The organism is Methanocalculus sp. MC3, from assembly GCF_054767395.1.
Window position 1 is genome coordinate 371,842 of record NZ_BAABMP010000005.1, and the last position, 25,596, is coordinate 397,437.

The following is a 25,596-nucleotide window of genomic DNA, read 5'->3' on the forward strand; positions in this document are numbered from 1 at the left end:
CATATCACTTTTCTCTTCCGGCAGGCAATATATACCAGCATGAATCATTACGGAGCAGCACTCCTTGGCAGGGTTCGATCAACCCGTCCGCTCATTCACCATATCACCAATACCGTCACAATCAATGACTGCGCAAATGCAACCCTTGCCATCGGTGCAGCACCGGTGATGGCAGGCGCAATCGAAGAGGTTGCCGAGATGGCCGGGATTGCAGGCGCCCTTGTCCTCAATATCGGAACCCTTACACCCGCACAGGTAGATGCGATGGTTGCCGCAGGGAAAGCCGCAAATGCACATGGCATCCCGGTGATCCTTGATCCGGTCGGAGTCGGTGCAACAACACTCAGGACAGAGAGTGCAGAGAGGATTCTGAATGAATGCAGGGTTGCGATCCTGAAAGGAAACGCCGGTGAAATCGGTGTCCTTGCCGGAAGCGGCGGCTCTGTCAGGGGGGTTGATTCGGGCGGCTGTACGGGTGATCCCATTGAGGTTGCCCTTCGGTGTTCCGGGAGGTGGAACACAGCCGTTGCCATGACCGGAAAGACCGATATCGTCTGCGGGAATGGTGAGGCATACCTGATTTTAAACGGGAGCCCGATGATGGAGCGGCTCTCGGGGACCGGCTGTATGGCAGCATCTGTTGTGGGGGCGTTTGCAGCCGCAGGCGACGATCCGGTGAAGTCCGCCGCCGCTGCACTCATCGCATTCGGGCTTGCCGGGGAACGGGCAGCCAGGCAATCTGCGGGACCATACTCATTCAGAACCGCACTCTTTGACGAACTCGCATCACTGACACCGGAGACGGTATCGGCTGAGGCACAGGTGGAGCAGTACCGTGGCATATGATCTCTACGTCATCACCGACGAGCAGATCGGGAGGGGGAGATCCCATACCGAACTCGCCCGGATGGCGCTTCTGGGCGGAGCGGATATCATCCAGCTCAGGGACAAGAGGATGGATGCTGCATCCCTCTACCGGACAGCAACAGAGATTCTGGCCATGACCAGGGATGCCGGTGCCTGCTTCATCATGAATGACCGGCTTGATATCGCTCTTGCAACCGGAGCAGACGGAGTTCATCTCGGCCAGCAGGATATGCCGATATCCGAAGCCCGACGGATTGTTCCAAGGGACTTTATCATCGGCTCTTCTGTCGGATCGGTTGATGAGGCGATACAGGCAGAGATATCAGGTGCCGATTACCTTGCACTCAGCCCGGTCTTTGCCACCACCTCAAAAGATGATGCCGGATGCGGGCACGGCCTTTCAACACTGGGCGCCATCCGTGCCGCAACCCGCCTCCCACTTGTCGCAATCGGCGGGATCACATGGGAGAATATCGGATCTGTGATCGGTGCGGGGGCAGACGGGGCCGCCGTCATCTCTGCGGTTGTCGGAGAGGAAGATGTAGCAGCAGCAGCAGCAGAACTGAAGCGGCAGATTGCAGTGGCAAAAAATCCTGGCAGGACACCACCCGTTCTACAGAAGGTGTGATTGCAAAATGGCCCGGCCTGTGATTGGCATTATCGGAGGCGGGCCGGCAGGACTCTTCTGTGCAGCTACGATAAAGTCAGAGGGAAGCCGGATCATCCTCTTTGAGAAGAAGAGGGAGGCAGGTCGGAAACTCTTAATCACCGGATCCGGGCGGTGCAATATCACACATGCGGGCAATATCCGCAGTTTTGAAGAACATTACGGTGAGAACGGGACTTTTTTGAAACCAGCACTCAGGAATTTTACGAACCGGGATCTGATCGCGTTCTTCGAAGATCGGGGATGCCCACTCTATACAGATGAGAACGAGAAGATATTCCCTGTATCAGAAAAGGCAGATGATATCCTCTCTGTACTGATGGCCGCATGCCGGGAGAACGGGGTGATCTTCAGGCAGAACAGCCAGGTTCGTGCCGTGGAGCGCTCAGGGAGCAGCTTTCTGATCAGGACAGACGATCAGGAGGTGCTGGTCGATCACCTCGTCATTGCAACCGGCGGTGCATCATACCCATCAACCGGATCAACAGGTGACGGGTATGGCTTTGCCGAATCCCTCGGCCACCGGATCATTGGGATTGGACCCGCCCTTGCCCCGGTACACCCGGACCAGTATCCGTTTTCAGATCTCGCCGGGATCTCCTTTGATGATATCACGGTCTCGGTCCTCAGGGAGAAAAAGATTGTTCGGAGAGTGACAGGGGATCTCCTCTTTACGCATAATGGCTTCTCAGGCCCCGCCATCCTGCATGCATCCCGGTACATCAGGGATGGCGACAGCCTCAGCATCGCATTTCTTCCGGAAAAAGAGAGGGAGGCGATCGCATCTCTTATCACCCATGGAACACAGGCATATGGGAAGCGTCTTGTGAAGACGATCCTCTCAGAACTACCCCTTCCTGCACGCTTCATCCAGCGGCTCACCGAAGAGGCGGGGCTGTCTCCGGACAGTACAGTGGCCCACCTCACAAAAAAGATGAGGAAAGAACTCCTTTCGCTCCTCACAGGCTGGATATTTCAGATCAAAACGGTCGGCGGATTTGACGTTGCAATGGCTACCCGCGGGGGCGTTGCACTTGAGGAGATCAACAACAAAACGATGGAATCGAGGCTTCTTCCAGATCTCTATTTTATCGGAGAGGTGCTCGATATCGACGGCGATACCGGGGGATATAACCTTCAGGCAGCATTCTCAACCGCATATGCAGCTGCGGAATCAATCTCTGCAAAAACAGGGGAAATTTAGATATTCGAGAAACGGAGCCTGACCTCACCGGGATCCAGGTGGCGGGCTTCCATCAGGGCGGAGATGATTGCATCCGAATGGGCGAGCGCAACCATCTCAAAGGCTGATCCCCTCCCGATAGGAACCGACGCCGAGCGGTACTGTCCGGAGATCTGCCTCACCTCATACTCAGGTGGAAGATCAGCACTATTTCCGGACGATTCACCGAGATCGATGACCAGATCAACATACCCGGCTGCTTGTGAGTCCGGATTTGCGGTGATAAGGCAGGACCACCCTCCAAGTTCACGCACCTTCTCAGCCGCGCTCACCACCGATTTCGTCTCGCCGGAGCCGGAGAAAACAACGAGCATATCGCCGGAATCAAAGGCAGGGGTAATCGTCTCACCGATCACATAACAGGGGAACCCAAGGTGCATCAGCCGTATCGCAAACGCCTTGGCAACAAGCCCGGATCTCCCGGCGCCAGTGACATATATCCTCCTTCCGGAGAGGATCTCGGAGATGAACTGCCGTGATTCCTCCTCGTCAATCACCTCGGCAACACGGATGATCATCTCCGCCGTCCTGAGCATATAATCCGATATATTCACGCTATCCCCTGTCATATCTGATCACTTCTGGATCATGACGGGGTAAGAGGATATCGGTCATCCCCTGACCATCCCGATGCCAAGGAGGATCAGGGTGATCAGCAGCACCGGGGGGATCAGATACCTGCATATTCAAAGGATGAGATGCGGAATGAAACCTTTCAGCCCGCCCTTCTCCCTGAGCAGATGGGGATCGAGTATCCAGCCGAATGCAACTGCCATGAACAGTGCCGTCAGGGGAAGGCCAAATGAGCCAGCCGTCTCATCAAGAAGATCCAGCACCGGGATGCCACCTATTGTGAGCTTCATCGCCGAGTAGCTGAGAGCCGAGGGGAGGCCGATTGCGATTACACCTCCGGTAAGAAGAAGGCTTGCCTTCTTTCTGGAGAAGCCCTTTCTGGCGACAAGAGAGGCAAGGGGCATCTCGATCATCGATACCGTTGCTGTCAGGGCAGAGAAGAAGAGGAGGAGGAAGAACAAGAATCCTATAATTGCGCCAAATGGTATCAGTGCAAATGCCTCGGGCAGGATCGTGAAGGTGAGTTCTGCACCCATTGCCGGAGAGAAGCCGAATGTGAAGACGATCGGGAAGATGATCAATCCTGCGAGTATCGCAACCGAGAGATCGGCTATGGTGATATAGACTGCCGATCTCGCGATGGGAACCGATCGTCTCAGATATGAACCGTACGTGAGGAGGATTCCGGTCCCAACCGATAATGAGAAGAACGACTGCCCGAATGCGGCCGCCCAGAGTGTGGGATCAGCAAGCACCGAGAAGTCCGGGGTGAAGAAGAATGCGAGTCCCTCGGCAAAACCCGGCAATGTGGCAGCATAGATGGCAAGGCCGATTAAGATGAAGAAGCTGATCGGAATGAGCCACCGGGTCACCCGTTCGATCCCCTCTTTGACCCCAAGCGCTACCACCCCTCCGGTCAGGAGGGCTGAGATGATGAAGAAGAGGACCGGCAGGTATCCGGCAGTAAATGATGCGAACCTTCCATCGGTTCCAATCAGTGAGAAGATAACAAACGCAAGCGTCCAGCCGGTGATAACAAGATAATAGCTCAGCACAACAAACCCGACTGCGATCAGGAGCCAGCCGGCCTTTGAGAGGTGGCGATGCACTTTCTCCAGAGCCGTGACAACATCGGCGGCAAGGGCACGGCCCGCCTTGATCTCAATCACCATCAGGGGGAGGGCGATCAGAAAGACGGCAAGCAGAAACGGGATGAGGTAGGCTCCACCACCGTTCTGCCCGACAACAGTGGAGAAACGCCAGATATTTCCGATACCAACCGCAGCACCAATGGAAGCGAGGATGAATCCAAGGCCCGATGACCAGTGCTCCTGTGGTTCCTCTATCCCTTCAGCAGACATAGGGAGAGGGGTATCTCCCCGGTATCATAAGAGTGTTACTGATATTCGACCGGCTGTGACTGCCGGGGAAGCCCGCCTTTGAAGTGTTGCTGTATCCGGGAGTAGTATTCAGTCAGCCGTTCGTTCATCGTCGGCCGTACCTTCTCCAGAGCAGCTTCGAAGTGGCGGGTGGAGACGACTGTTACCCCCTCCCGCATCGCAAGCATTCCTGCCTCACGGCAGAGCCCTTCGAGATCGGATCCGACATATCCGGCAGTCCGGGCTGCAACCGCCGCGATGATCGCATCACGTGCCGGATCAGGGGACTGCTGATTGAACCGGGAGGCGAGATCGTGGATGAGTTTTCGGATCTCGCTCCTCTTCAATCCTGCCCCTTCCTTCTTCGGCATCTCAGATGCAGCTTCCCTGACTGCATCAGCTGTGATCTCTTTTCCTTCTCCAATTGACTCGAATATCTTCTCGATGCAGCCATATTCACAGCCTTCAAGGAGAGTGATGAGCTCTTCAATCGTTCCCCCTTCAATCGGCATGCTCCTCATATGGATCCAGAGGATTCTTTTCCGATCCTCTTCATCAGGCTCCCCGATATAGACGAGCCGATCGAACCTGCCGGGCCGGAGAAGGGCGGGATCGACAATATCCGGCCTGTTGGTTGCTCCCATCACGATCACATCGCGGATATCCTCGATCCCGTCGATTTCGGTTAGGATCTGGTTTAAAACACTCTCGATGGTATGATTGGAATCCCCGCCCCCGCGAGCCGGGGTGAGGGCATCCATCTCATCAAAGAGGATGATCGAAGGTGCCACCTGCCGGGCCTTCTTGAAGATCTCACGAACCGCCCGTTCACTCTCCCCAACCCATTTGGAGAGGAGCTGGGGTCCCTTGATCGGGATGAAGTTCGCACCCGACTCGGTTGCAACAGCCTTTGCGATCAGGGTCTTCCCGGTACCAGGAGGGCCATAGAGAAGGATACCTTTTGGAGACTGTATCCCAAGCTCTTCAAACTTCTCCCTGTCGGTGAGGGGAAGCTCGACTGCCTCCCGAATCTCCTGCCGTGCAGCAGCAAGGCCGCCCACATCGGCCCATGTGATGTTGGTTCCCTCCAGCATCACCTCACGCATCGCTGAGGGGAAGACCTCACGCTGTGCTTCGCGGAAATCATCCGCGGTCACCTTCAGTTTATCAAGTACTTCCTGCGGTATCGAGTCCTGCTCGAGATCGATCTCGGGCAGATACCGTCTCAGGGCCCGGATCGCAGCTTCCCGTGCGAGGGCGGCGAGATCAGCCCCGACAAAACCATGTGTCCGGCCGGCAATCAGATCGATCCTGACACCTTCGTCAATCGGCATGCCACGGGTATGGATATTGAGGATCTCCTGGCGATCTGCATGCGGCGGCACCCCGATCTCGATCTCGCGGTCGAACCTGCCGGGGCGCCTGAGGGCGGGATCGATCGCATCCAGCCGGTTGGTTGCGCCGATCACAACAACCTGCCCGCGTTCCTCAAGCCCGTCCATCATCGTCAGCAGCTGGGCAACCACCCGCCGCTCCACCTCGCCGGTCACATCCTCGCGTTTCGGCGCAATTGAGTCGAGTTCATCGATAAAGATGATCGAGGGTGCATTCTCGTTTGCCTCCTCGAAGACCTCGCGGAGCCGCTGTTCGGATTCGCCATAGTACTTCGAGATCACTTCGGGCCCTGCAATCGATATGAAGTTCGCACCCGACTCATTGGCAACAGCCCGTGCGATCAGGGTCTTTCCGGTGCCGGGAGGCCCATACAGCAGGACACCCTTTGGCGGCTCGATCCCAAGGGTCTTGAAGAGTTCGGGATGGCGGATCGGGAGCTCGATCGTCTCCCTGAGCCGCTGGAGTTCGTCTTTTAATCCGCCGATATCCTCATAGCTGATCCGCTTCAGCCCCTCAAATCCGGGAACGGGCTTGTCGGATACGGTGATGGTGGTATTTCTGGTGATGATTACAGCATCCTCTGGTTCAAGGGAGATCACCTTGAACTCGATCAGCTGGGGGATCATCATCGCACGGATCGGAACTACATCGCCGATCGAAACCGGGTAGTTGATCAGACCCTGTGCGGCATGCTCCATATGAATGGTCAGGTGTGGGGGCAGGTTCTCGGGCGGCGCGATCACCACCTCTTTTGCCTCGATCACCGCCTCCACTTTCGAGATCTTCACGCGATCGCCGATGGTGACGGCGGCATTCTCACGGGTGAATTTGTCGATCCGGATCTTCTGCTGATCCCAGTCTTTCGCCATCGCACGCCAGACCTTTGCGAGCGTCTCCTTCTTCCCCTCGACTTTGATCAGATCGCCGGGGGAGACACGGAGTGCGAGCATCGTCTCTGGATCGAGGCGTGCCTTCCCTCCACCCAGATCTTCAGGATAGGCCGAATCGACCTTCAGGTACACTTCAGGCATTACTTTATTGTCAACGGTGCCCGGACATATAAGTAGTGTTTTTTCGATGCGGACGATCCTCTTTGACCCGGTGAATGGTGCTGCGGGAGATATGATCACAGGAGCCCTCCTTGCCGCTGGTGCTGATGAGGAGGCGGTGATCCGGGCAATGGCCTCACTTGTCGGAAAACCGGAGATATCACTGGTTTTGCGGTGTGGTATCGGGGCAACATACCTGAGGACGCATGCGGGGGAGAGTACCCGGACGCTGGATGAGGTCCTCACCCGCCTCAGGGAGGCTGATGCGACAGCCCGGGTAAAGGAGATGGCGGCGCGGATCTTTTCAAGAATCCATGATGCAGAGACCCGCGTCCATGGTGACCATGCCCATTTCCACGAGGTCGGAGCGGATGACGCGATTGCGGATGTGATCGGGGCATGCACCGCCCTCCTCTCACTTGCACCGGATGCTGTCGCAGTCCTCCCGATCCCGCTTGGCAGGGGGACGGTCAGGTCTCTGCATGGGATCATGCCGGTTCCGGCACCGGCAACCGCATATATCCTTCAAGATTCAGGGCTTCTCACCAGAAGGACGGAGGAAGAGACCGGGGAGCTGGTCACCCCGACGGGGGCTGCACTTCTCGCAGAGTTCACGGCAGCCTTTCCGGGAGGAGACGAGAACGGCACCATCGCCGCAGTCGGGTATGGTGCGGGTACACGAGACCCAAAAGACCGTCCGAATGTCCTCAGGGTGATGATCCTTGAGAGCAGTGAGAGCCTCCCGACGGTGGATATCCTGGAGACGAATGTCGACGATGTCGATGGCGAGGTGATCGCCTATACGATCGCCCGTCTCCACCGCGAGGGTGCACGGGATGCATCAGCCATTCCGATCATCATGAAGAAGGGTAGGCCCGGCCATCTGATCCGGGTGATCTGCCGCAGGGAGGATTCTGAGCGGCTTGCGGGAGTCATGGCAGAAGAGCTGGGAACGCTCGGAGTCCGGTGCATCCCGTCGGTTCACCGGTTCATTGCGGATCGGTTGGTGATCACCATCCGGATACCGGAAGGAGACGAGATTCCCGTGAAGATCGGGTACTCACAGGGAAAGATCATCTCCGTAAAAGCAGAGTTCGATGCTGTTGCCACCGCCGCTGAGCGGCATGGGCTGAGCATCCGGGATCTGAAGAGGAGAGCCGAGGAGATCGCATACCGGGAGCTGGAAGGGTGGAGACAGGACGCGTAAGCACAGGCAGCCCGGATCTGGACCGGATCCTCGGTGGCGGCCTTGAGAGGCAGATGATCACCCAGATCTATGGGGAGCCGGGGAGCGGCAAGAGCACGCTCGCCATCATAGCGGCGGTTGCCACCCTGAAGGAGGGTGCCGGGGTCATCTTCTTTGATACCGAAGGATTCTCACCCGATCGGTTCGTCCAGATCTGCGGTGGCGAGGATGCCGCACCGGAACTTGCCACCCGTCTCTACCTGTATGAGCCGATCGATTTTGCCGAACAGGGGCTGATGATCATTGAATCACAGAAGATCTTCACAAAACAGAGGATCGGTTTAATCGTGATGGATTCGGCAACCGCCCTTTACAGATCAGAACTGGAGAAACGGGGCGATGTGCAGCGGATGCTTGGGAAACAGATGATCGAGATTCTGGCAATTGCGCGAAAAAACCAGGTTCCGGTCTTAATTACCAACCAGGTGTACATGGATCCGTCAACCGGCACATTCTCCGGTCTCGGCGGAACGACCCTGTCACATATCTCAAAGGCGATCATCAGGATCGAACGGAGAGACAGCACCCGCCGGGCGATCGTCATGAAGCATCGATCCCGCCCGGAAGGGGAATCATTTGATTTTGCCATTACAGAAGATGGGATTCGTTCCTGCTGAGTGCGGATGCGGAAAGAAGCTTTCTGGCTATTTCATGCAGGATGTTAGAGATCCGGCTTTTCCTCAGGGGAATAGAGAGGCCGGGGGATTGATCCCGACACAACATCCAGGCATGAGGGGTGATTGAAGCACGTGCGGCGCGGGTATCTGGGGGCGGGTTGTCGAAGAATGAGGCTGACAGAGATGATAAAACCTTGCTTATCAGAGCAACCTGAAAGGCGATTCATCAGAACCGGGTTTTTATCTCCTCTGGCAGCCCACAAAACATTCCCGCCCCCTCACGTGCTGCATGTGCGGGGCCACCCATGACAACCTCCCTGCGAAGCACATGCGGACGGGGACAGGGCGGTGGGAATTTGCACGGTTTCTTCTCCATGAACCGGTTTTATGAAGGCATATTCTACGCCTGAATCAACAGATCACAAAGCATGATTAAAACACCGTATGGCCCGATGATGACCTGTTCCCTATTAATAAACAACACGGATCAGCAACGAGCCGAAAAAAAGTATAATCCCGGGATCTCCCGGAATCAGCGAATATACCTCTTTCTTCAGAGCTCGATCATCCCGATGAAGACGACTTCGGCGGGGCCGGTCATTGTGACCGTCTCATTAAAGCGGATCCTAAGCGGACCACCCTTCGTCTCAACGATGCAATCGCTCTTAACATAACCGAGCTTGTGGGCAACCGCCGCAGATGCTGTAGCACCGGTTCCACATGACCAGGTCTCGGCCTCAACACCCCGCTCGAATGTCCTGATCCTGAGGAGGTTCTGATCAACCTTCTCGACAAAGTTGACATTCGCACCCTTTGGGAAGGTGGGATGGTTCCGGATGGTTGGTCCAAGCTTCATCAGATCGATCGCCCCGATCTCATCGACAAAGACGACCGCATGGGGAACACCGGTATTGACGGCATAAACCTGATAGGTGCCGATATGCTCCGAGTAATCATCTTCGCCTGTCCCGGTTGCGGGGATTTTGCTCCTTGCAAATGCCGGGGTTGGCATTGTGATCGTTGCATAGAACTCATCATTCTGGTATCCAAGAGTAACCGGCATGATACCGGCGAGCGTCTCGACCGTGCTCTCCTTCTTGATGTAATCCTGATCATATGCATACCGTGCAAGGCAGCGGATCCCGTTTCCGCACATCTCTGCCTCAGATTCGTCGGGCTGGAAGAGGCGCATTTTGACATCCGCAGATTCGGACTTTGAGATGAAGAGGACACCGTCGCCCCCGATACCAAACCGGCGGTCACAGAAGAGCATCGCAAAAGCGGCTTTCATCTCTTCAGGGATGATCTCGTTCTCCATCTCATCGATCAGGATGAAATCATTGCCATTTCCCTGTAATTTTACAAATTGTACTCCCATGAACATCTCCTCATGTAATCTTCTCATTTACCTTGTCCGGGGAGCTATAAAATGTATCATCCACGGAATCGAAGGGTGATCCGGCATCCGGATACCTCAGACACCGTCTTATCTGATCATCGAAAGATCCCATCCGAGATGATCCCTGATGATGAACGGGGCATATGACGGAGGGATCAGGCCTGTTTCCGTCACGATTGCATCGATATATGCTGCCGGCGTTATGTCAAAGACCGGATTTCGAACTCTTACAAAAGGGAGCTCAGATGCAAGATCTTCAGCAAGCACCTCAGAGCCCGGCCGCTCCTCGATCGGGATGGGATGCCCGGCGAGGGTGCGGGGTGCAAACTTGTAGGTCTCGGCAGCAACGATCATCCGGGTACGTGCCTCGTGTGCAGCAAGGGCGATCTGGGAGGTCCCGATCTTGTTTATGACACTCCCATCGGAACAGACTGCATCCGCTCCGGCGATCGCTATATCGACATCATTGATGAAGGCGCGGACAGCTGAATCGACGATATAGTGTGTTGGGATTTCATGCTGGTTCAGTACCCTGATTGTCAGGAGACCCTGGTTCCAGGGCCTGACCTCGGTCGCATAGACCTCAATTTCTTTTCCCTGCCGCTTCGCCTCGATGATACAGGCGAGTGCCGCCTCTGAGTTGCAGTGGGTGAGGATCACATCTCCATCCCTGATCTGGTTCGCACCGATTGTGGCGATCATCGAAACAGCCTCTTCTGAGGACCGGATGAAGGCATCTGCATTTCTTTGGACAATACCGCGCGCATCTTCCACATCTGCTGCATCCTCAAGGCCCCGCATGACGATATGAATCGCATTGGGGAGTGAGACGGCTGTCGGGCGGGTGGAACGGAGGAGGGCTGCTGCCCGGTTCATCTCTTCACAAAAAGCAGCCTTCACTGTTGTTTCTGTTGCCCCGGCATGGTCCCTGAGTGCTGCTGCTGCTGCACGCGCAATCCGTCCGGCACCCCGTATCTCCATCGAGCGGATGGCATCTGCTGTCCTGATCAGTGGCATATATCAATCGACGGTACTTATCATTGATAAAGGTGGCTTTTGGATGACGATCGCAGTAGTCTTTGACAGTGCCGGGACGCTCCTCCGTACCTACCGGGTTGCAAAAGAGATTGCAGCAGGAAAGATCATCGAGGAGATAGAGACAACCACTCTCACCTTTGATGATCCCGATCGAATCCTGGTGCTTCTCCATGTACACTCCGAGGATGTCATTAAAGCAGACAAAGACGAGCTTCTCTCTGCATTTCTCTGCAGGAAAAAAATTGAATTTGGCATATCCTGCGGGCGCCGCGTGATCACCCAGGATGAAGTGGCCGATATCCTCTATCACGAAGAGTATGCCGCTGTTGGCGATCTCCAGGAGACGATACGCAGTGTCTGGAACCGGTGCAGCCACATCAAGCCGGTGATAGCGATCAACTCGGGCGTGATCCTCAATGTCAGAAGCAGGATGATCGAATTCGCAATAACAGCCGGGGGAAGCCCATTTCCCGGTGCGAAAGAGACGATCACCCGGCTCCACCAGATGGGGATCGCCACCTTCATCGCCTCAGGGGACAGGGGATCAAAACTTGAGCGGATGGGAGATTATCTCGGCATCCCGCATGACCGGATCTTCGGCGTTGCCACCCCGACGATGAAGGCGGAGATCGTACGGAGATTAAAAGACAATTATGATACCGTCCTGATGGTCGGAGACGGGATCAATGATCTCCGGGCGATGAGGGAGGCGGATATTGCCATCCTTTCGGAGCAGCAGCCGGGAGAGCGGATTGAAGCTCTGGAAGCTGCTGCCAACTATACGATTCATGAACTCCATGAAGTAATCTGTATTATTGAAGAGATTTTGCGATCAGATCCCGGGAAGACTGTTCACATATAAAGACTAATATGCTCCTTCTTCTACATACTACTCAAGAGGCTGCTTCATGAAACCCTTTATCTCAGTCGAAAACCTCTGCATGGACTTTAATGGCACGAGAGTACTCAATAACATCAATCTTGAGATCTCAGAAGGTGAAACCGTCGGTATCATCGGCAGGAGCGGTGCAGGAAAGACCGTCCTGATTCACCTTATCCGTGGAATCGATCAACCGCCGACTGGGGGGCGGGTCATATACCACATCTCGAGGTGTGATTCCTGCGGTCGGATTGAGCTTGCAAGCAAGGCTGAATCCACCTGTTCCCGCTGTAAGGCAGGAACCCTGAAGGAGAAAGATGTGGATCTCTGGAATGATGATGATTCATTAAAACGCCAACTGATGCAGAGAACCGCGATTATGTTCCAGCGGACATTTGCGCTGTATGGAAACGACCGTGTCATCGAGAATGTCCTCAGGGCACTCGAAGATACCGGCTATCCCTCAGGAAAAGCAGTATCACGGGCCGCTGATCTCCTCGATGAGGTGAGGCTCTCGCACCGGATGATGCATATTGCCCGTGATCTCTCCGGCGGTGAGAAACAGCGCGTGGTTCTTGCGCGCCAGCTTGCAAAAGAACCTTTCCTCCTCTTCGCTGACGAACCAACCGCAACCCTCGACCCGAAGATGGCTCGTGTCGTTCATGAGATGTTGAAAGAGGCTGCAAGCTCCGCATCTATGGGGATGATCATCACCTCCCACTTTGCCCAGGCAATCAAGGATGTCGCGGATCGTGCGATCCTCATTGCAGACGGCGAGATCACCGCCACCGGAACCCCGGAAGAGGTTATCGCCACCTTCATGAAAGATCACCATGATGACGAGGTCTTTGCAGCACCTGAGTTTGGTAATGCCCTCATTCGATCTGAAAATTTAAAGAAGCGTTATATATCCGTTGACCGGGGTGTGATCCGGGCCGTTGACGGGGTCGATTTTGAGATCCGGGAGAAGGAGATCTTCGGCATCATCGGGACAAGCGGTGCAGGAAAGACGACACTCTCACGGATTATTTCGGGGATCCTTGAGCCTACAAGCGGCAGGCTCGATATCAAGATCGGTGATGAATGGGTCGATATGACCCGTCCGGGATACCAGTTCCGTGGCCGTGCCAAGATGTACATCGGCCTCCTTCACCAGGAATACGACCTCTTCCCGCACAGATCCGTCCTTGACAACCTGACAGATTCGATCGGTCTTGAGTTTCCAAAGGAGCTTGCCATAAGAAAGGCGATGATCACCCTGAAGATGGCAGGCTTCACTGAAGAGAAGGGGCGGGCAATCCTGAACCGGCAGCCTGATTCCCTCTCTGAAGGGGAACGCCACCGTGTTGCGCTGGCACAGGTCCTGATACGTGAGCCGAAGATCATCATCCTCGATGAGCCGACCGGAACCATGGATCCGATCACAAAAGTCGATATAAAGCATTCAATTCTTCACTCACGTGAGGAGATGGACGAAACCTTTGTTATCGTCTCACATGACATGGAGTTTGTGCAGGAGGTCTGCGATCGCGCCGCACTGATGCGTGGAGGCAAGATCGTTGCTATCGGTCCGACACAGGAGATTATGGATCTTCTCACCGCAGAAGAACGCGACATCATGAACAAGGCTATCGCGGGAGAATAGCATGGTCAGGGTCACTCTGGATGGCACGGCAATCCAGGCAGATGATGGAGCATGCCTGAAGGATATCCTTCCCGATCATAACCCGGCATTATCCCTTGCAATCATCAGGCCCGGTGTCGTCTCTGAAGAGGTGACACGCCATTTCCGGATCACCACCACCAAAGGGGAGTTTGTTGCCGAGATCCCGGATGGCAGCGTGAGCCTTCCCGATCCGCATGATGCATCCTTCAACCCGGCTCTCCACTGGTCTGACCGGTACGCCGCGGCATTTGGGCCTTTTCCATCCGATTTCAAACCTTCACGCCGTCCTTCCCGGTATGCACGCGGAGATATCCTGATCGGGTGTGGAGGCTATGAAACACAACGCTCCTACCTGATCGTATCCAGAAAAGAGCACCAGGCAGATCACGGTGCAGCAGAAGGCGGAGGGATCATCGGCCGTGTTGTTGCCGGGCGTGGTGCAATCGACAGGCTTGACACCGGGGATCGGATCACCGGGATCGAGCGGATGATCAGCTGGGCTGATAGCACCCATACGATTACGACAACCGATCTCTCCATCCCTCTTGAAGAGGAGATGGAGATCATCTCCCATATCCGCATCCGGGCTGATGGCTATTCAAAAGAGGATATCAATACCGCGTTTGCAGATTCTGTGGATCACCTCCTCTTCTCCCTGCAATCCGGGGTCTTTCGTGCAGAGAGGACCACATCCACCCATTGCATGGATGCGCATCTCGGCCGCCTGGATATCAGGCTCGAACAGAAAGCCCCCCGGCGTGAAGGTGCGGTAACCGCCCGGACGAAAGGGAAGCTCTCCGGTGCGATCTATATCTACCGTGATGATGTGGCAACGAGTCCGCACCACACCGTCATCGGGCAGGTGACCCATGGGATCGAACTCATCAGGCTGATCTCAGAAGGAGAATCATGTGCTGTTATCTGTGAGCCTGAGCGGTTCGATCTGCTGGGTATGTATCTTGGAGATGCCCTCGCATATGCAGAGAACCGGGGCATCTCAGTGAATGCCGATTCAGAGACCGGCACACGGGTTGTCATCAGCCAGGAGCCGGGCACCACCCTTCTGGTGCTGAAAGAGAAGCAGGTCACCGTCACAACGATGGATCAGAATGATGTCATCGATGTCACGCTCTTTGATGAGATGGCCCCCCGCACCGTCGATATATTCCGCAGGTTCACAGGGCTGAAGAGGTACTCGATCGGGATGCTCCCGTTCTTCTTCAGTTTTGATGATGTCTGGCTGTTTGAACCGGATATCCCCGAGAAGATCAATATCATCCCGGAGAATATACCTGTTGGTTCTGTTCCGAAGCGCTCGCTTGGGATGACAAATGCATCCCGGAGAGGGGCCGGGCTTGTCGGGGTGCGTGACTCGGAGAATGCCGAGTTCGGCCCGACTGCTGAGCCTTTTGAGGGAACAAACATCATCGGAACCATGCACGATCTGGAGAAGCTTGGGAAGCTCAAGGAAGGAATGCCCGTCTATATCAGGGAGGTGAAGAGATGAAAGAGTACAATCCCGAGTATGTCGGCACCGAGACGAAATATGTCTTCGTCGAATCACCAACGACCACCCCGCAGGATCTTGCTATCGCCGCCTACGAGGTTGCGATGGGCATTATGATCAAGGAGACCTGTTTCGGGGTGCAGGTTACCGGGACGCCGGACGAAGTTGCGAGGGTGGTTGAACGCCTCCGGAAGCTGGATCCCTTCCATATCTTCATCAAGGACAGGGGATTTCCTCCGGGAGATCCGCGGAGATGCAGGGCGAACCTCGGGGGATCAAGGCCCGGATACCTCGGGCATGAATACGAGATCGGACTTTCGCGATTTATTTCATACGGACTGAAAGAGACGGATACCATGAAGCCAGAAGATCTAAAGAAGACTGCACAGCCTTTCAAACGGGAGCCACCCCTCGATATTGAGGAGCTCTCATCCATCATCAAGGAGGAGGCCTGAGTATGGCAAAGGTCTTCATCTATCCGGCAACAAGCCTGATGCTCTCGGACCTCGTTGCACGATTTGGGCATAAGCCGCTTGGATCTGCACTCTCAGTACGCGAACATATCCAGGCAGGCGGTTTCGATTCCCCGCCCCTCCAGATCACGCCTGAAGACCCTAAGAAGGGTCTTCACTGGGCAGCGGTTGAGGTGCCCTCAGGAGTACGGGGGCGGATGTCGCTGTACGGACCCCTGATCGAAGAGGCAGAAGCGGCCATCATCATTGAGGAATCCGACTTTGCCTTCGGCTGCATGGGATGTGCACGGACAAACGAGCTGCTGATATTCCTCCTGAAACAGAAGGGAATACCAGTCCTCGAGCTTTCATACCCAAAGACTAAAGAAGAGGGAGTCACCTTTGTCGCTTCCATCAAGGCATTCCTCGCAGAACTCGGGGGTGAAAAGGCATGAGCAGGCCGGTGCGTATCGCCCAGCTCACCTGCGGTGCCGACTATTCCGGCGTCCAGAACGAGATCGCTGAAGCTGCACGGGCAGTTGATGCTGAAGTCTTCTATCCCGACATCTCGCTCAATGATCTGAGACGGGATTTCGATGCATTTGGGCTGAATGTGAAGAGCCCGGATCTGAAGCTCGCCATTGCAAGGGCAAAGGCACTTGTCACCGGTAAGGTGGAGGCCGATGCGGTCTTCATCGGGAGCTGTTTTAGGTGTGCCGAAGCTGCAATCGTCAGGACCGAGCTCAGGCGATATATCCATCTGAACTCCACCCTGCCAGTCGTCTCGTACTCATTTACGGAGCGGACGACCTCAGGGACGCTTCTGACACGGATGGAGGCGCTGACAACGATAGCACGCCGCCGTGCCCTCCTCGCACGTGAGGAACAGACCGGGATCACAATGGGCGTCGATTCGGGATCATCCACGACAAAATGTGTCGTGATGAAGGATAACGAGATCATCGGAACCGGTTGGGAGCCGACAACCGAGGTTTTGCGATCCTCGGATCTGGTTGTTGAGGCAGCACTCGCCGAAGCCGGACTCACCATAAATGATATCGAGGCGATAGGAACAACCGGCTACGGACGGTTTCTGATCGGGAAACACCTCAATGCCGATCTCATCCAGGAGGAGCTGACCGTCAACTCAAAGGGTGCCGTCTATCTTGCTGACACCCAGCACGGCCCCGCAACGGTCATTGATATCGGAGGAATGGATAACAAGGCAATCTCGGTGATGGATGGGATCCCCGGCACCTTCACGATGGGCGGGATCTGTGCCGGAGCAAGCGGGAGGTTCCTTGAGATGACCGCAAAACGGCTCGGTATCGATATCACCGAGCTTGGACCCCTTGCAATGAAAGGGATGTCAGCCGGAGTTCCGATGAACAGCTACTGTATCGTCTTTGGAACGCAGAGCCTGGTGAATGCCCTTGCAGCAGGCAGCACACCCGAAGATGTAGCAGCAGCTGCCTGCCACTCGGTTGCCGAGCAGGTCTTCGAACAGCAGCTTCAGGAGGTTGATATCCGGGAGCCGGTGATCATGGTTGGCGGTACTTCGCTGATCCAGGGTCTTGTCAGGGCAATGGGAGAGCTCCTCCAGACCGAGATCGTCGTTCCGCACCACTCGCAGTATATCGGTGCCACGGGAGCCGCACTCCTTGCATCCGGGTTTGTTGACAGGAAGAAGGAGTGAATTGCCATGACGTTGCTGGATGCGTTTGAGGTCGAATGTTTTGAAGAGACAGGCCGGGATTTTTACAAGCAGATCACCGAGACCGTCCTCTCAGACCACAACCTCACAGCGGTCATCTCAAAACTCCGGATCTTCATCGATCCGAGGATACCGATCTTTGTTGCTGTCGGAACGATCCGGGATGCGGGTGCTGCCGTCCGGATCTCTGATATCGGATCGATCCAGGTGCAGGGGAATGATACAGTCATCTCCATCCGGGACGAGACCTATCTCGCACAATTCCTCACCCGCCTCTATGAGATCTTCGGGCATGATAATGTCGATCAGCCCGATCGGTTCACCATCATCATCTCGGATGTGGAGATCCCAGAGGATTTCGAGAAGATCGAGATTGTGAACCGTGCCGATACCGTGCTCCGTGACTTAATCTACGCGATGACCGTAATCGCACCCGAGGGCTTTAAAGTACGGAGGGAATCCTATGGAAAACGGCAGTTCTTCTATGCCGCAAGTGAGAATACGCTCCCCGAACATGTCGTCGGGGATCTGGTATCTGCACAGTTTAAGCTGATCGGGGAGGAGATGGCATGATCCTTGTTCCGATCACCTATACGGGCGGCGTGTACCGGCATGACGAGGTTATTGACTATATCGAGGATCTCGGCGGATACATCGTCCAGAAACATGAGATGGCACAGGAGATGGTGCTTCAGGCATTCATCCCAAAAGATGATATCGGACGGTTCACCGCATTCACAAAGCCGCTCGCCGGAGAGGTGGCCGAGTCGCCGCTTGTCGGCTGTGAGATAGCCGTCGTCATCCCGAGCCTTGAGATCCATCACCTCCCCCATTCCGCCTGCGACATTGCCGAATATCTCAGGACTGTCGGCGCCAAGACGAATATGGTCGGCCTGGCACGCGGGTTTGGGAAGCGGATCTCACAGCTGAATGATGAGGAGCGGGATGTGATCAATGAACACGATCTTGCCATCTATGTCCTCGGCAACTTCGAGACCTGTATCGAGCAGAAGTTCAACGGACTCAGGAGGGGCGTGAATGTCCCGATCATCCTGACCGGGGCACCCCCGCTCGAGGCACTGAAACGGATCACCGATCCCCCGGCAGCAGGCTATGTCGGCAACCTCGGCAGGTTCATGCACAGGACACGGACCGAAGCGGATATCGGACGGCTTGATGCGGTCGTCGAAGAGACTGCACGGGTATTAAATCAGATCCGGGACGAGATCACCCATGACCCCCTCTCGGTCTCTCCCGCACGGCTGAAAGAGGTGATCGAAGACGGAATACCCGATATTCATCAGGTCTATTCCCCGACACCGGTCACCGTCCAGCTCACCGGACTTCGGATAAAACTGCCTTTTGATCGGTATCATGATACAATCAGATCGCTTCCTGTTGAGGAGGATGTGACGATCGGCGATACCGCATGGATTTCACCATCACGAATGCGTGATTACATATTGGTGCAGATCAAACCTTTTTCAGAGACTCATATCGTGGTGTAGATGGAGATGGACTTCGAGGATATTATTCAGCATATCAAAGAGGATGGATCAGAGGAGACCGCACGGTGCTGGCTCGAACAGATCGAGCAGGAGTATGGCACAGTCCCCCTGATATTCCAGCGGATGAGCGAGAAGCCCGAGGTACTCATCTCACATCTCCTCTACAAAGGCTCAGTCACGCAGCTCTCCCAACTCGATCCAAAAGTGGTCGAACTGATCAGCATGGCTGTTGGTGCAGCATTGAAATGCAGCCACTGTGTCGAGTACCACATGCGGGCAGCCCAGTCCAAAGGCGCAACACGGGAGGAGATCCTTGAGGCGGTGCTGATCGCAGGACTCCTCGCCAATGCCGCAGTACTGGCAGATGCATACCGGGTCGTAAACGGATCCTGCGATGCATCATGCGATCTCTCCGGGGTTCCAAAGAAGCAGAAAAAAGAGTGATCCATCCCATATACTTTCCCGAGGTTCTCTCATGTGCGGAATAGCTGGCGATTACCGTTTTGGATCCGGATCCCCTGACAAGGATCTGGTCAGGAGGATGAGCGAGATCCTCAGGCACAGGGGACCTGATGGCGGGAGCATCTATACATCGGGGAGGGTCTCGCTCGCCCATCGCCGCTTAAAGATCATCGACCTCTCTGATTCAGGCATCCAACCGATGGCTAATGAGAACGGTACCCTCTGGATCGTCTATAATGGGGAGATCTTCAATTATATCGAGTTGAGAGCTGAGCTGATCCGAAGCGGCCACCGGTTCTCCACAGAGACGGATACCGAGGTGATCCTCCATGCATACGAGGAGTGGGGTGCAGACTGCCTCTCCCGGTTCAATGGCATGTGGGCGTTTGCCATCTACAATACCCATGATGAAAGCCTCTTCTGTGCCCGTGACCGCTTTGGGATCAAGCCCTTCTATTATGCGCCGATAAACGGCGGGATACTGTTTGGATCCGAGATTAAGGCACTTCTCCTCCACCCTGAGGTCGGGAGGAGGCCCGATGACGAGATGGTACGGACATTCCTCGCATGGGGGGTTCACGATCACACTGAAAAGACGATGTTTGAAGGGGTATTCCAGATCCCGCCCGGACATTTCATCACCGTCTCGCCAAAGGGAGCAGGAGAGGCGATACGTTATTTCGAGCTCACCGTGAGTTCCGAGACAGTTTCAACAGATGAGATCAATACAGCCGCCCCAAAAGAGCTCCTTGTACTGCTTGAGGATGCGGTCAGGCTCAGGCTCAGATCAGATGTCCCGGTTGGCACATGCCTATCCGGCGGGATCGATTCATCCACGGTGACAGCCCTGATCAACCGCCTGATCAAAAGGGAATCGCCTGAAAGTGTCGGCGAACGGCAGAGGACCTTCTCTGCCTGCTTCGATGATCCGGCATCTGACGAGAGCCGGTATATGAATATCATCCTTGATGCGACCGGGGCATCAAACGATCGGATCTTCCCGGATGGCGCCTGCCTGAAGGAAGATCTCGCCAGGCTCCTCTACATGATGGACGAGCCGTTTGGCTCACTCACCTGCTATTCCCAGTACTGTGTGATGCAGGCTGCAAGCAGCCATGTGAAAGTCGTCCTCGACGGGCAGGGTGCGGATGAGGAGCTTGCCGGATATATCGGGTATCTCCCCTCGCTTGGAAAGGAGCTCTGGGCATCTGGAAAACCGCTTGCTGCAATCACCGCATGGTTCCATGCCCTCAGGCGGCACCTCCCGTTCTTCCTGGATGCAAGATCCCAGCTTGCGGTCAGGCGGAGGAGAAGGGCATGCATCCGGGGGGATTATCCGGTAATCGACCGATATCATGGGCCGCTTTCTGAGATTCTGAGACGTGAGATCTCCGAGACGAACCTGCCTGCACTCCTCCATTACGAGGATCGGAATGCAAGCGCATTCTCTATCGAGGCGCGTGTGCCATTCCTTGACTACCGGCTCGTTGAATATATCGCCTCCCTCCCCCTTGACCAGAAGGTAAGAGATGGCGAGACGAAACATGTACTCAGGCAGGCAATTTCTGGTCTTGTACCGGATGAGATCGTGCACCGGAGGGATAAGATGGGGTTCTCGACACCGGAAGCCATCTGGATGAAAGAAGTGCTTGCCGATCAGATCCTTGCACTCTTTACAACTGATCGGTTCAGATCACGGCCTTACTGGGACGCTGACTGTCTCCTCCATGAGTTCGAGGCATTCCTATACGGGAAGGCGCCATACTCAACAGATCTCTGGCGCTTCGCCTGTGTCGAGCGGTGGCTTGTGATGTTCTTTGACAACAGGCCGCCTGCCTGATCAGGCTTGCAGGTTCAGTCGTTGCCCTCCTCTTCACGGGTGGCTGCTGCCTGGAGGCGGGCTATCCAGGTGGTGGCGATAACTGCGATCACCGTTACAATGATTGCATACACAAACATTGCAGCGAGATTATCCGCAGTCCCAAAGATTTCCCGAAAGAGGGCCTGGATCGATGAGTTCCAGGCAAGTGCCGCAACAAGCCCGAATGCAACAGTCATCAGGGCTCCAACCTTCTCAATAACCTCGGTTTTGATGCTCATAGGCTGTAATGATACCGGGATGATGATAGTTTTTCCTGCTATTATCTTCCAAGAAGAGCCATTATCAGATTGAAATATTCCCGAAGGAGATCCCGTGGCTGCACGATCGGGATATCAAGCGAGATATTGAGCGTCGGGGAGGGGATGGGATCTTCTGCACCGTCCTGACTGCCATTATCTGCCGGATCAGCCATCAGCATAGCCGCAGGAGCCGGTGTCGGTTTCAGGACGGTGATATAGTTCTCCTCCAGGTGCCAGTCTGATCCATCTGAATTTTTTATCGTCAGCAGAACAGAGTAGGTGCCTTCTTCTGTGTAGGTGTGGCTCGGGTGCCGCTCTGAACTGCCGGAACCATCGCCAAACTCCCATCGCCATTCTTCAGGGCCGCCGATCGAACGATCCGAGAACCGGATGGTGAGGGGAGCGTTTCCAAATGTTTTCCCGGCATCAAAGGCAGCAGTCGGCTGATCCCGTACAACAATATACCCGGTCCGGGTGAGCGATCCCGCAACATTCGTTCCTGATGCGGTGAGTTGTACCCGGAATGTTCCGGGGTGGGTATAGGTATGGGTTGGGTTCTGCTGGATGGAACTCCGTCCATCACCAAAATCCCATCGCCACTGGTTCGGGCTGCCGCCGGAGAGATCGGTGAACCGGACAGTGAGGGGAGCTCCTCCCCTCTGCTGGTCAACACCAAAGTCCACAACCGGATTTTTATCAAGTGTGATCAAGTTGTTTTTTTCGGTGGTTGCCGTTCCATGCCTGTTTTCGACCTTCAGGGTAACCGTGTACTCTCCTTTTTTGGTGTAGGTATGCGAGGGGTGCTGAAGTGTTGAGGTTGAGCCATCACCAAAATCCCAATGCCATGAGGTGATGCCTCCGGTTGATTCATCGGTGAACTGAACAGTGAGCGGGAGCTCGCCGCTTGTCCTGTCAACAGAGAAGAGGGCGGCCGGGGGAGTGGTGACGGTGATGTGATTTGAGAAGGTCTTTGTAAACCTTCCGGCAGGGTTCTCGATTGCAAGGATGACCGAGTAGGATCCCGGCTCTGTGTAGGTATGTACCACTGTCTGGCCGGTTCCCGTTGCCCCATCACCAAATGTCCAGTGCCAGTTTGTCGGAAGGTGTTGTGACGTATCCCTGAAGATGACGGTGAGGGGAGCTGTTCCGGTTACAGGAGATGCCTCAAACTCCGGTACCGGCACAAAATCACTCTCATAGATCATCACGTCATAGGGATTGCTCTGGAAGTTCTGTCCGTCAACCATCGTATAGAGGACTGCACGATAGGTACCGGCACGATCGAAGGTCTTTGTCACCACCCTGCCACTCCCGACCATCCGCGTTGCAGACGAGGGATCACCCACCCTTGCAAACTGCCATGACCATTCACTCACGTCTGTCTCGTTTCCCAAGACCGATCCGGTGAAGGTGATGGTGCCTGGAACGACGACGGATGTGGTATCGCTTGCGATCATCACATTCACAGCAGATGCTGTTCCGCATATAAAGAAGGCCAGAATGAGAAAGGAGAGGAGCAGAGAACGCCTCATAGAATCCCTCCCGAGAGGAGAATGCCCGCAAAGAGAGCGGCACCGTAACTGGCAACCGGGGGAAAGAGGGAGGCAGGTATCGAGAAGTCAAACGTGCTCCTGAGTGCGCCCGAGAGTACAAGAATCGACCATATGCCGGCGATAAAAAGACCTGCAACAGGAAGAAGCCCCACTATTCCAAAAGGAAGTACAGCGTAGAGCGTTATCCGGAGCAGCCTCCCGAAACTCCCCTCAACCCTCCCGGTGATCAGAAATGCCAGGAACGCGGCGATCAGAACCGCTGCTCCTGCTGCGATCAGGGTTGTGATGGTGAAGACTGCCATTGTCGCAGGGTCGGTGATCAGCTCCGAGATGACCGGATAGAGGGCGGGATCAACTCCGGCACGCCCTGCAAGAAAGCTGATAATCCCGATGGTGCCGAGGATACAGACGAGCATCGAGGTGAGGAAGAAGGTGAGCGGGAGCGGGAGGGGATCATCCTGGAACCTCGCAGCACCGGACGGTGCAAAGAGAAATGTCAGGATACGGCCATGCTCCCGCTTCGGGCGCGGGGTAAGGGGGTCGTCCTCCGTCGTCAGGAGCACATATTCCGAGAGTCCCCTCCAGTCATGGTCAGGGGAGAGGCGTACGCCGCAGGTGTCGCACCACGGGCTTCCCGGAGCGATGATCGTCTCGCATACCGGGCACCGGCATACAGGAGGTGGCGGTTTCTGATCGTCTTTTGGAGGTGGAGGAATCTCTTCCTCCTCTTCGTCCTCTTCCTCCGATTCTTCTTCGGGTTCATCCACTATCTCGTCCGGGTACTCACGACCAGCCGATTCCAGATCATCATACTCCCCCTCGATCATGGGGGGAGGGGTTTCATCCGCGGTGAGATACGCAATCCAGGTATCACGCTCGTCTTCCTCCTCGAAGACGATGATCCGGTGGAAGATCTCTTTCTCCCTTGAGATGAGCGAAATGGTGACTGCCGGCATCCCGAAGAGATCGATTGTGGGGGATGCATCAAGGACCTGTGATGAACGGAACTCTTCCCGCACCGACGCCGAGGTGCCGTCACCTTCATAGATGATGAGCCTTTTTGAGGTGAGAAGAAGGCCGACTGGCTCATTATCCATCAGGAGTTCGGATCTCTGGCATATCGGATATTCTGTTTTTGCAGGAGCCCGTCCTCTCTTTGAAAGAGTCTCGGGCCTGCTCCCGGCTGTCCCGTCGATGATCTCCTGAACCCGTACAATGAACCGGTCCCGCTCAAATGAACCCCCTTTCTCTGAAGGGAAACAGAGGATCAGGCGCCGGATGCCACTTCCGGTTGCAATGGCAAGGACCGCAGACTGGTGGCCGTCCGGTGTAAACTCAGGGACGATATCGAAGAGATCAGATCTCTGAAATTCACGGGGTGCGCCTTCACCTGCTTCCGGGATCAGGCAGATCCGGTCGAGATAGAGATCGGATCTGAAGGGGATATCCTTGATGGTGATACCGGTGATTGAACAAAAGGGAGTGGCAGGAGCTTTTTTTGGAGCAGGGATCTCCTGTCCGGGGGCACTGTTCCCCCTGATATTACGGATCATGCTGATCGCCCGGTCACGTGCGGATGATCCTCCGGCATCACCCGGGAAGGAGAGGATCATCCGCCTGATACCACCGGATGTGCTGATCTCAAGGGCGAGGGAGGGGGAATCTCCATTTCCGGGTTCCAACTCCACCCCGGTAATGGCAGAGAGGGGGAAACCGGACCGTTTCCCTTTTCCATCTCCGGATGTTAACGTGATCCCGGAGGGGTCAATCCCGATAGCAAACCGCTCACCCTTGATCAGAACACCGGAAAAGATCTGATCATTCTTCGAGGCAATACCCGCAGGCGAATCACCTTTTCCCTGAATAATCGCCCGGATCAGGGCTTCAAGCCTGTCACGGCCCTGGGTACCCCCTGCCCATTCGGGAAAGGAAAGGACCATACGCCGGATACCGTTCGACGTGTTGATCGCAAGGGCAAGGGCGGGAAGGCCTTCGCTATCGATCTCGGGGACTGCATCGAAGAGGGCATCACGGGAAAATTCCCGAACATTTCCTGTTGTTGATTCGGGCTCGAGCCGGAGGATGCCGCGAGCTGCCGAGACGGTGAAGGGTTCATTCTTGATTGAGACACCGGAGAACCTGTGACCCGGCTGATTCCCCTGTGCTGCGCTGTCGCCTTCCATTATCTAATTATTATATATACTCAATGCACAGATAAGTCCTTTCTCCCCGGTTATCATCCGCCCCTGTTTTGATCACG

At 55.3% G+C, this 25,596-nt stretch carries 23 protein-coding genes; 15 read left to right on the forward strand and 8 right to left on the reverse strand.

The features are described from left to right. Nucleotides 1–39: 39 nt before the first annotated feature. Genes thiM through ACYUBO_RS10850 form a run of 3 tightly spaced genes read left to right on the forward strand, consistent with a single transcriptional unit; the run spans nt 40 to nt 2,738 of the window. Nucleotides 40–846 carry a hydroxyethylthiazole kinase gene (gene thiM / locus ACYUBO_RS10840; RefSeq protein WP_460374395.1) on the forward strand — a complete coding sequence of 269 codons (807 nt, stop codon included), beginning with the start codon at nt 40–42 and terminating at the stop codon, nt 844–846. After that, the gene (thiE, locus tag ACYUBO_RS10845; RefSeq protein ID WP_300334247.1) at nt 836–1,495 is read left to right on the forward strand and encodes a thiamine phosphate synthase; all 660 of its coding nucleotides are present in this window, start codon (nt 836–838) and stop codon (nt 1,493–1,495) included. Before thiM ends, thiE begins: the two co-directional genes overlap by 11 nt. Nucleotides 1,496–1,502: 7 nt before the next feature. Further along, nucleotides 1,503–2,738: a BaiN/RdsA family NAD(P)/FAD-dependent oxidoreductase gene (locus tag ACYUBO_RS10850; RefSeq protein ID WP_460374398.1), complete on the forward strand. Its 1,236-nt coding sequence runs from the start codon at nt 1,503–1,505 to the stop codon at nt 2,736–2,738. On the opposite strand, the gene ACYUBO_RS10855 is transcribed toward ACYUBO_RS10850, so the two are convergent. From ACYUBO_RS10855 to ACYUBO_RS10865, 3 genes are all read right to left on the reverse strand, one after another. Beyond that, complete coding sequence (locus ACYUBO_RS10855) at nt 2,735–3,346, reverse strand: SIS domain-containing protein (protein WP_460374401.1); 612 nt, start codon at nt 3,344–3,346, stop codon at nt 2,735–2,737. The two genes, ACYUBO_RS10850 and ACYUBO_RS10855, sit on opposite strands and share 4 nt — an antisense overlap. Before the next feature lie 117 nt (nt 3,347–3,463). Then, nucleotides 3,464–4,711, reverse strand: a complete 1,248-nt coding sequence (locus ACYUBO_RS10860) for a sodium-dependent transporter (RefSeq protein WP_460374404.1) — start codon at nt 4,709–4,711, stop codon at nt 3,464–3,466. A gap of 35 nt (nt 4,712–4,746) precedes the next feature. Further along, on the reverse strand, nt 4,747–7,155 hold the full coding sequence (locus tag ACYUBO_RS10865) for a CDC48 family AAA ATPase (RefSeq protein WP_460374407.1): 2,409 nt from the start codon (nt 7,153–7,155) through the stop codon (nt 4,747–4,749). 46 nt (nt 7,156–7,201) lie between these two features. Between ACYUBO_RS10865 and larC the strand changes: the two genes are divergently transcribed. Both larC and radB read left to right on the forward strand, forming a co-directional pair. Continuing rightward, nucleotides 7,202–8,380, forward strand: a complete 1,179-nt coding sequence (gene larC, locus ACYUBO_RS10870; RefSeq protein ID WP_460374410.1) for a nickel pincer cofactor biosynthesis protein LarC — start codon at nt 7,202–7,204, stop codon at nt 8,378–8,380. After that, the gene (gene radB / locus ACYUBO_RS10875; protein WP_300328939.1) at nt 8,362–9,036 is read left to right on the forward strand and encodes a DNA repair and recombination protein RadB; all 675 of its coding nucleotides are present in this window, start codon (nt 8,362–8,364) and stop codon (nt 9,034–9,036) included. The genes larC and radB overlap by 19 nt, the downstream gene beginning before the upstream one ends. Nucleotides 9,037–9,589: 553 nt before the next feature. Here the strand turns inward: radB and dapF are convergent. Together dapF and ACYUBO_RS10885 are read right to left on the reverse strand one after the other, a co-directional pair. Then, on the reverse strand, nt 9,590–10,414 hold the full coding sequence (gene dapF / locus ACYUBO_RS10880) for a diaminopimelate epimerase (RefSeq protein WP_300328936.1): 825 nt from the start codon (nt 10,412–10,414) through the stop codon (nt 9,590–9,592). A 108-nt stretch (nt 10,415–10,522) separates the two neighbouring features. Further along, nucleotides 10,523–11,452 carry a ribose 1,5-bisphosphate isomerase gene (locus ACYUBO_RS10885; protein ID WP_460374414.1) on the reverse strand — a complete coding sequence of 310 codons (930 nt, stop codon included), beginning with the start codon at nt 11,450–11,452 and terminating at the stop codon, nt 10,523–10,525. Between the two features lie 43 nt (nt 11,453–11,495). Here ACYUBO_RS10885 and ACYUBO_RS10890 point away from each other — a divergent pair, with 43 nt between their 5' ends. From ACYUBO_RS10890 to asnB, 10 genes are read left to right on the forward strand one after another with little or no spacing between them, the layout of a single operon-like run. Further along, on the forward strand, nt 11,496–12,335 hold the full coding sequence (locus ACYUBO_RS10890; protein ID WP_460374417.1) for an HAD-IC family P-type ATPase: 840 nt from the start codon (nt 11,496–11,498) through the stop codon (nt 12,333–12,335). 46 nt (nt 12,336–12,381) lie between these two features. Continuing rightward, nucleotides 12,382–13,998 (forward strand): methyl coenzyme M reductase system, component A2, encoded by a 1,617-nt coding sequence (gene atwA, locus ACYUBO_RS10895; protein WP_460374420.1) that lies wholly within the window; start codon nt 12,382–12,384, stop codon nt 13,996–13,998. Nucleotide 13,999: 1 nt separating this feature from the next. Beyond that, complete coding sequence (gene mmp3, locus ACYUBO_RS10900; protein WP_460374423.1) at nt 14,000–15,526, forward strand: methyl-coenzyme M reductase-associated protein Mmp3; 1,527 nt, start codon at nt 14,000–14,002, stop codon at nt 15,524–15,526. Continuing rightward, nucleotides 15,523–15,981, forward strand: a complete 459-nt coding sequence (locus ACYUBO_RS10905) for a methanogenesis marker 6 protein (protein ID WP_460374426.1) — start codon at nt 15,523–15,525, stop codon at nt 15,979–15,981. Before mmp3 ends, ACYUBO_RS10905 begins: the two co-directional genes overlap by 4 nt. 2 nt (nt 15,982–15,983) lie before the next feature. After that, entirely contained in the window at nt 15,984–16,433 is a 450-nt protein-coding gene (locus ACYUBO_RS10910) for a methanogenesis marker 5 protein (protein ID WP_460374429.1), read from the forward strand. Continuing rightward, on the forward strand, nt 16,430–17,674 hold the full coding sequence (locus tag ACYUBO_RS10915; protein ID WP_460374431.1) for a methanogenesis marker 15 protein: 1,245 nt from the start codon (nt 16,430–16,432) through the stop codon (nt 17,672–17,674). The genes ACYUBO_RS10910 and ACYUBO_RS10915 overlap by 4 nt, the downstream gene beginning before the upstream one ends. A 6-nt stretch (nt 17,675–17,680) precedes the next feature. Next, entirely contained in the window at nt 17,681–18,265 is a 585-nt protein-coding gene (locus ACYUBO_RS10920; RefSeq protein WP_300333105.1) for a methanogenesis marker 17 protein, read from the forward strand. After that, the gene (locus ACYUBO_RS10925; protein ID WP_460374434.1) at nt 18,262–19,200 is read left to right on the forward strand and encodes a methanogenesis marker 7 protein; all 939 of its coding nucleotides are present in this window, start codon (nt 18,262–18,264) and stop codon (nt 19,198–19,200) included. The genes ACYUBO_RS10920 and ACYUBO_RS10925 overlap by 4 nt, the downstream gene beginning before the upstream one ends. Before the next feature lie 6 nt (nt 19,201–19,206). Beyond that, on the forward strand, nt 19,207–19,644 hold the full coding sequence (locus tag ACYUBO_RS10930) for a carboxymuconolactone decarboxylase family protein (RefSeq protein ID WP_300333100.1): 438 nt from the start codon (nt 19,207–19,209) through the stop codon (nt 19,642–19,644). Nucleotides 19,645–19,675: 31 nt separating this feature from the next. Continuing rightward, nucleotides 19,676–21,502: an asparagine synthase (glutamine-hydrolyzing) gene (asnB, locus tag ACYUBO_RS10935; RefSeq protein WP_460374437.1), complete on the forward strand. Its 1,827-nt coding sequence runs from the start codon at nt 19,676–19,678 to the stop codon at nt 21,500–21,502. Between the two features lie 14 nt (nt 21,503–21,516). On the opposite strand, the gene ACYUBO_RS10940 is transcribed toward asnB, so the two are convergent. From ACYUBO_RS10940 to ACYUBO_RS10950, 3 genes are read right to left on the reverse strand one after another with little or no spacing between them, the layout of a single operon-like run. Beyond that, nucleotides 21,517–21,762: a DUF5654 family protein gene (locus tag ACYUBO_RS10940; RefSeq protein WP_460374440.1), complete on the reverse strand. Its 246-nt coding sequence runs from the start codon at nt 21,760–21,762 to the stop codon at nt 21,517–21,519. A gap of 41 nt (nt 21,763–21,803) precedes the next feature. After that, a complete protein-coding gene (locus ACYUBO_RS10945) occupies nt 21,804–23,315 on the reverse strand; it encodes a PKD domain-containing protein (protein WP_460374443.1) in 1,512 nt (503 codons plus the stop codon). Then, nucleotides 23,312–25,519, reverse strand: coding sequence for a Yip1 family protein (locus tag ACYUBO_RS10950; RefSeq protein ID WP_460374446.1), 2,208 nt, complete (start codon nt 25,517–25,519; stop codon nt 23,312–23,314). Before ACYUBO_RS10950 ends, ACYUBO_RS10945 begins: the two co-directional genes overlap by 4 nt. Nucleotides 25,520–25,596 lie beyond the last annotated feature (77 nt).

Coding starts and splice junctions, on each gene's coding strand:
- ACYUBO_RS10865 (WP_460374407.1), bottom strand. CDS start 7,155: ATGCCTGAAGTGTACCTGAAGGTCGATTCGGCCTATCCTGAAGATCTG.
- atwA (WP_460374420.1), top strand. CDS start 12,382: ATGAAACCCTTTATCTCAGTCGAAAACCTCTGCATGGACTTTAATGGC.
- ACYUBO_RS10860 (WP_460374404.1), bottom strand. CDS start 4,711: ATGTCTGCTGAAGGGATAGAGGAACCACAGGAGCACTGGTCATCGGGC.
- ACYUBO_RS10855 (WP_460374401.1), bottom strand. CDS start 3,346: ATGACAGGGGATAGCGTGAATATATCGGATTATATGCTCAGGACGGCG.
- ACYUBO_RS10930 (WP_300333100.1), top strand. CDS start 19,207: ATGGACTTCGAGGATATTATTCAGCATATCAAAGAGGATGGATCAGAG.
- ACYUBO_RS10915 (WP_460374431.1), top strand. CDS start 16,430: ATGAGCAGGCCGGTGCGTATCGCCCAGCTCACCTGCGGTGCCGACTAT.
- thiM (WP_460374395.1), top strand. CDS start 40: ATGAATCATTACGGAGCAGCACTCCTTGGCAGGGTTCGATCAACCCGT.
- ACYUBO_RS10925 (WP_460374434.1), top strand. CDS start 18,262: ATGATCCTTGTTCCGATCACCTATACGGGCGGCGTGTACCGGCATGAC.
- dapF (WP_300328936.1), bottom strand. CDS start 10,414: ATGGGAGTACAATTTGTAAAATTACAGGGAAATGGCAATGATTTCATC.
- ACYUBO_RS10850 (WP_460374398.1), top strand. CDS start 1,503: ATGGCCCGGCCTGTGATTGGCATTATCGGAGGCGGGCCGGCAGGACTC.
- ACYUBO_RS10905 (WP_460374426.1), top strand. CDS start 15,523: ATGAAAGAGTACAATCCCGAGTATGTCGGCACCGAGACGAAATATGTC.
- ACYUBO_RS10940 (WP_460374440.1), bottom strand. CDS start 21,762: ATGAGCATCAAAACCGAGGTTATTGAGAAGGTTGGAGCCCTGATGACT.
- larC (WP_460374410.1), top strand. CDS start 7,202: ATGCGGACGATCCTCTTTGACCCGGTGAATGGTGCTGCGGGAGATATG.
- ACYUBO_RS10945 (WP_460374443.1), bottom strand. CDS start 23,315: ATGAGGCGTTCTCTGCTCCTCTCCTTTCTCATTCTGGCCTTCTTTATA.
- ACYUBO_RS10910 (WP_460374429.1), top strand. CDS start 15,984: ATGGCAAAGGTCTTCATCTATCCGGCAACAAGCCTGATGCTCTCGGAC.
- ACYUBO_RS10885 (WP_460374414.1), bottom strand. CDS start 11,452: ATGCCACTGATCAGGACAGCAGATGCCATCCGCTCGATGGAGATACGG.
- ACYUBO_RS10950 (WP_460374446.1), bottom strand. CDS start 25,519: ATGGAAGGCGACAGCGCAGCACAGGGGAATCAGCCGGGTCACAGGTTC.
- asnB (WP_460374437.1), top strand. CDS start 19,676: ATGTGCGGAATAGCTGGCGATTACCGTTTTGGATCCGGATCCCCTGAC.
- mmp3 (WP_460374423.1), top strand. CDS start 14,000: ATGGTCAGGGTCACTCTGGATGGCACGGCAATCCAGGCAGATGATGGA.
- ACYUBO_RS10890 (WP_460374417.1), top strand. CDS start 11,496: ATGACGATCGCAGTAGTCTTTGACAGTGCCGGGACGCTCCTCCGTACC.
- ACYUBO_RS10920 (WP_300333105.1), top strand. CDS start 17,681: ATGACGTTGCTGGATGCGTTTGAGGTCGAATGTTTTGAAGAGACAGGC.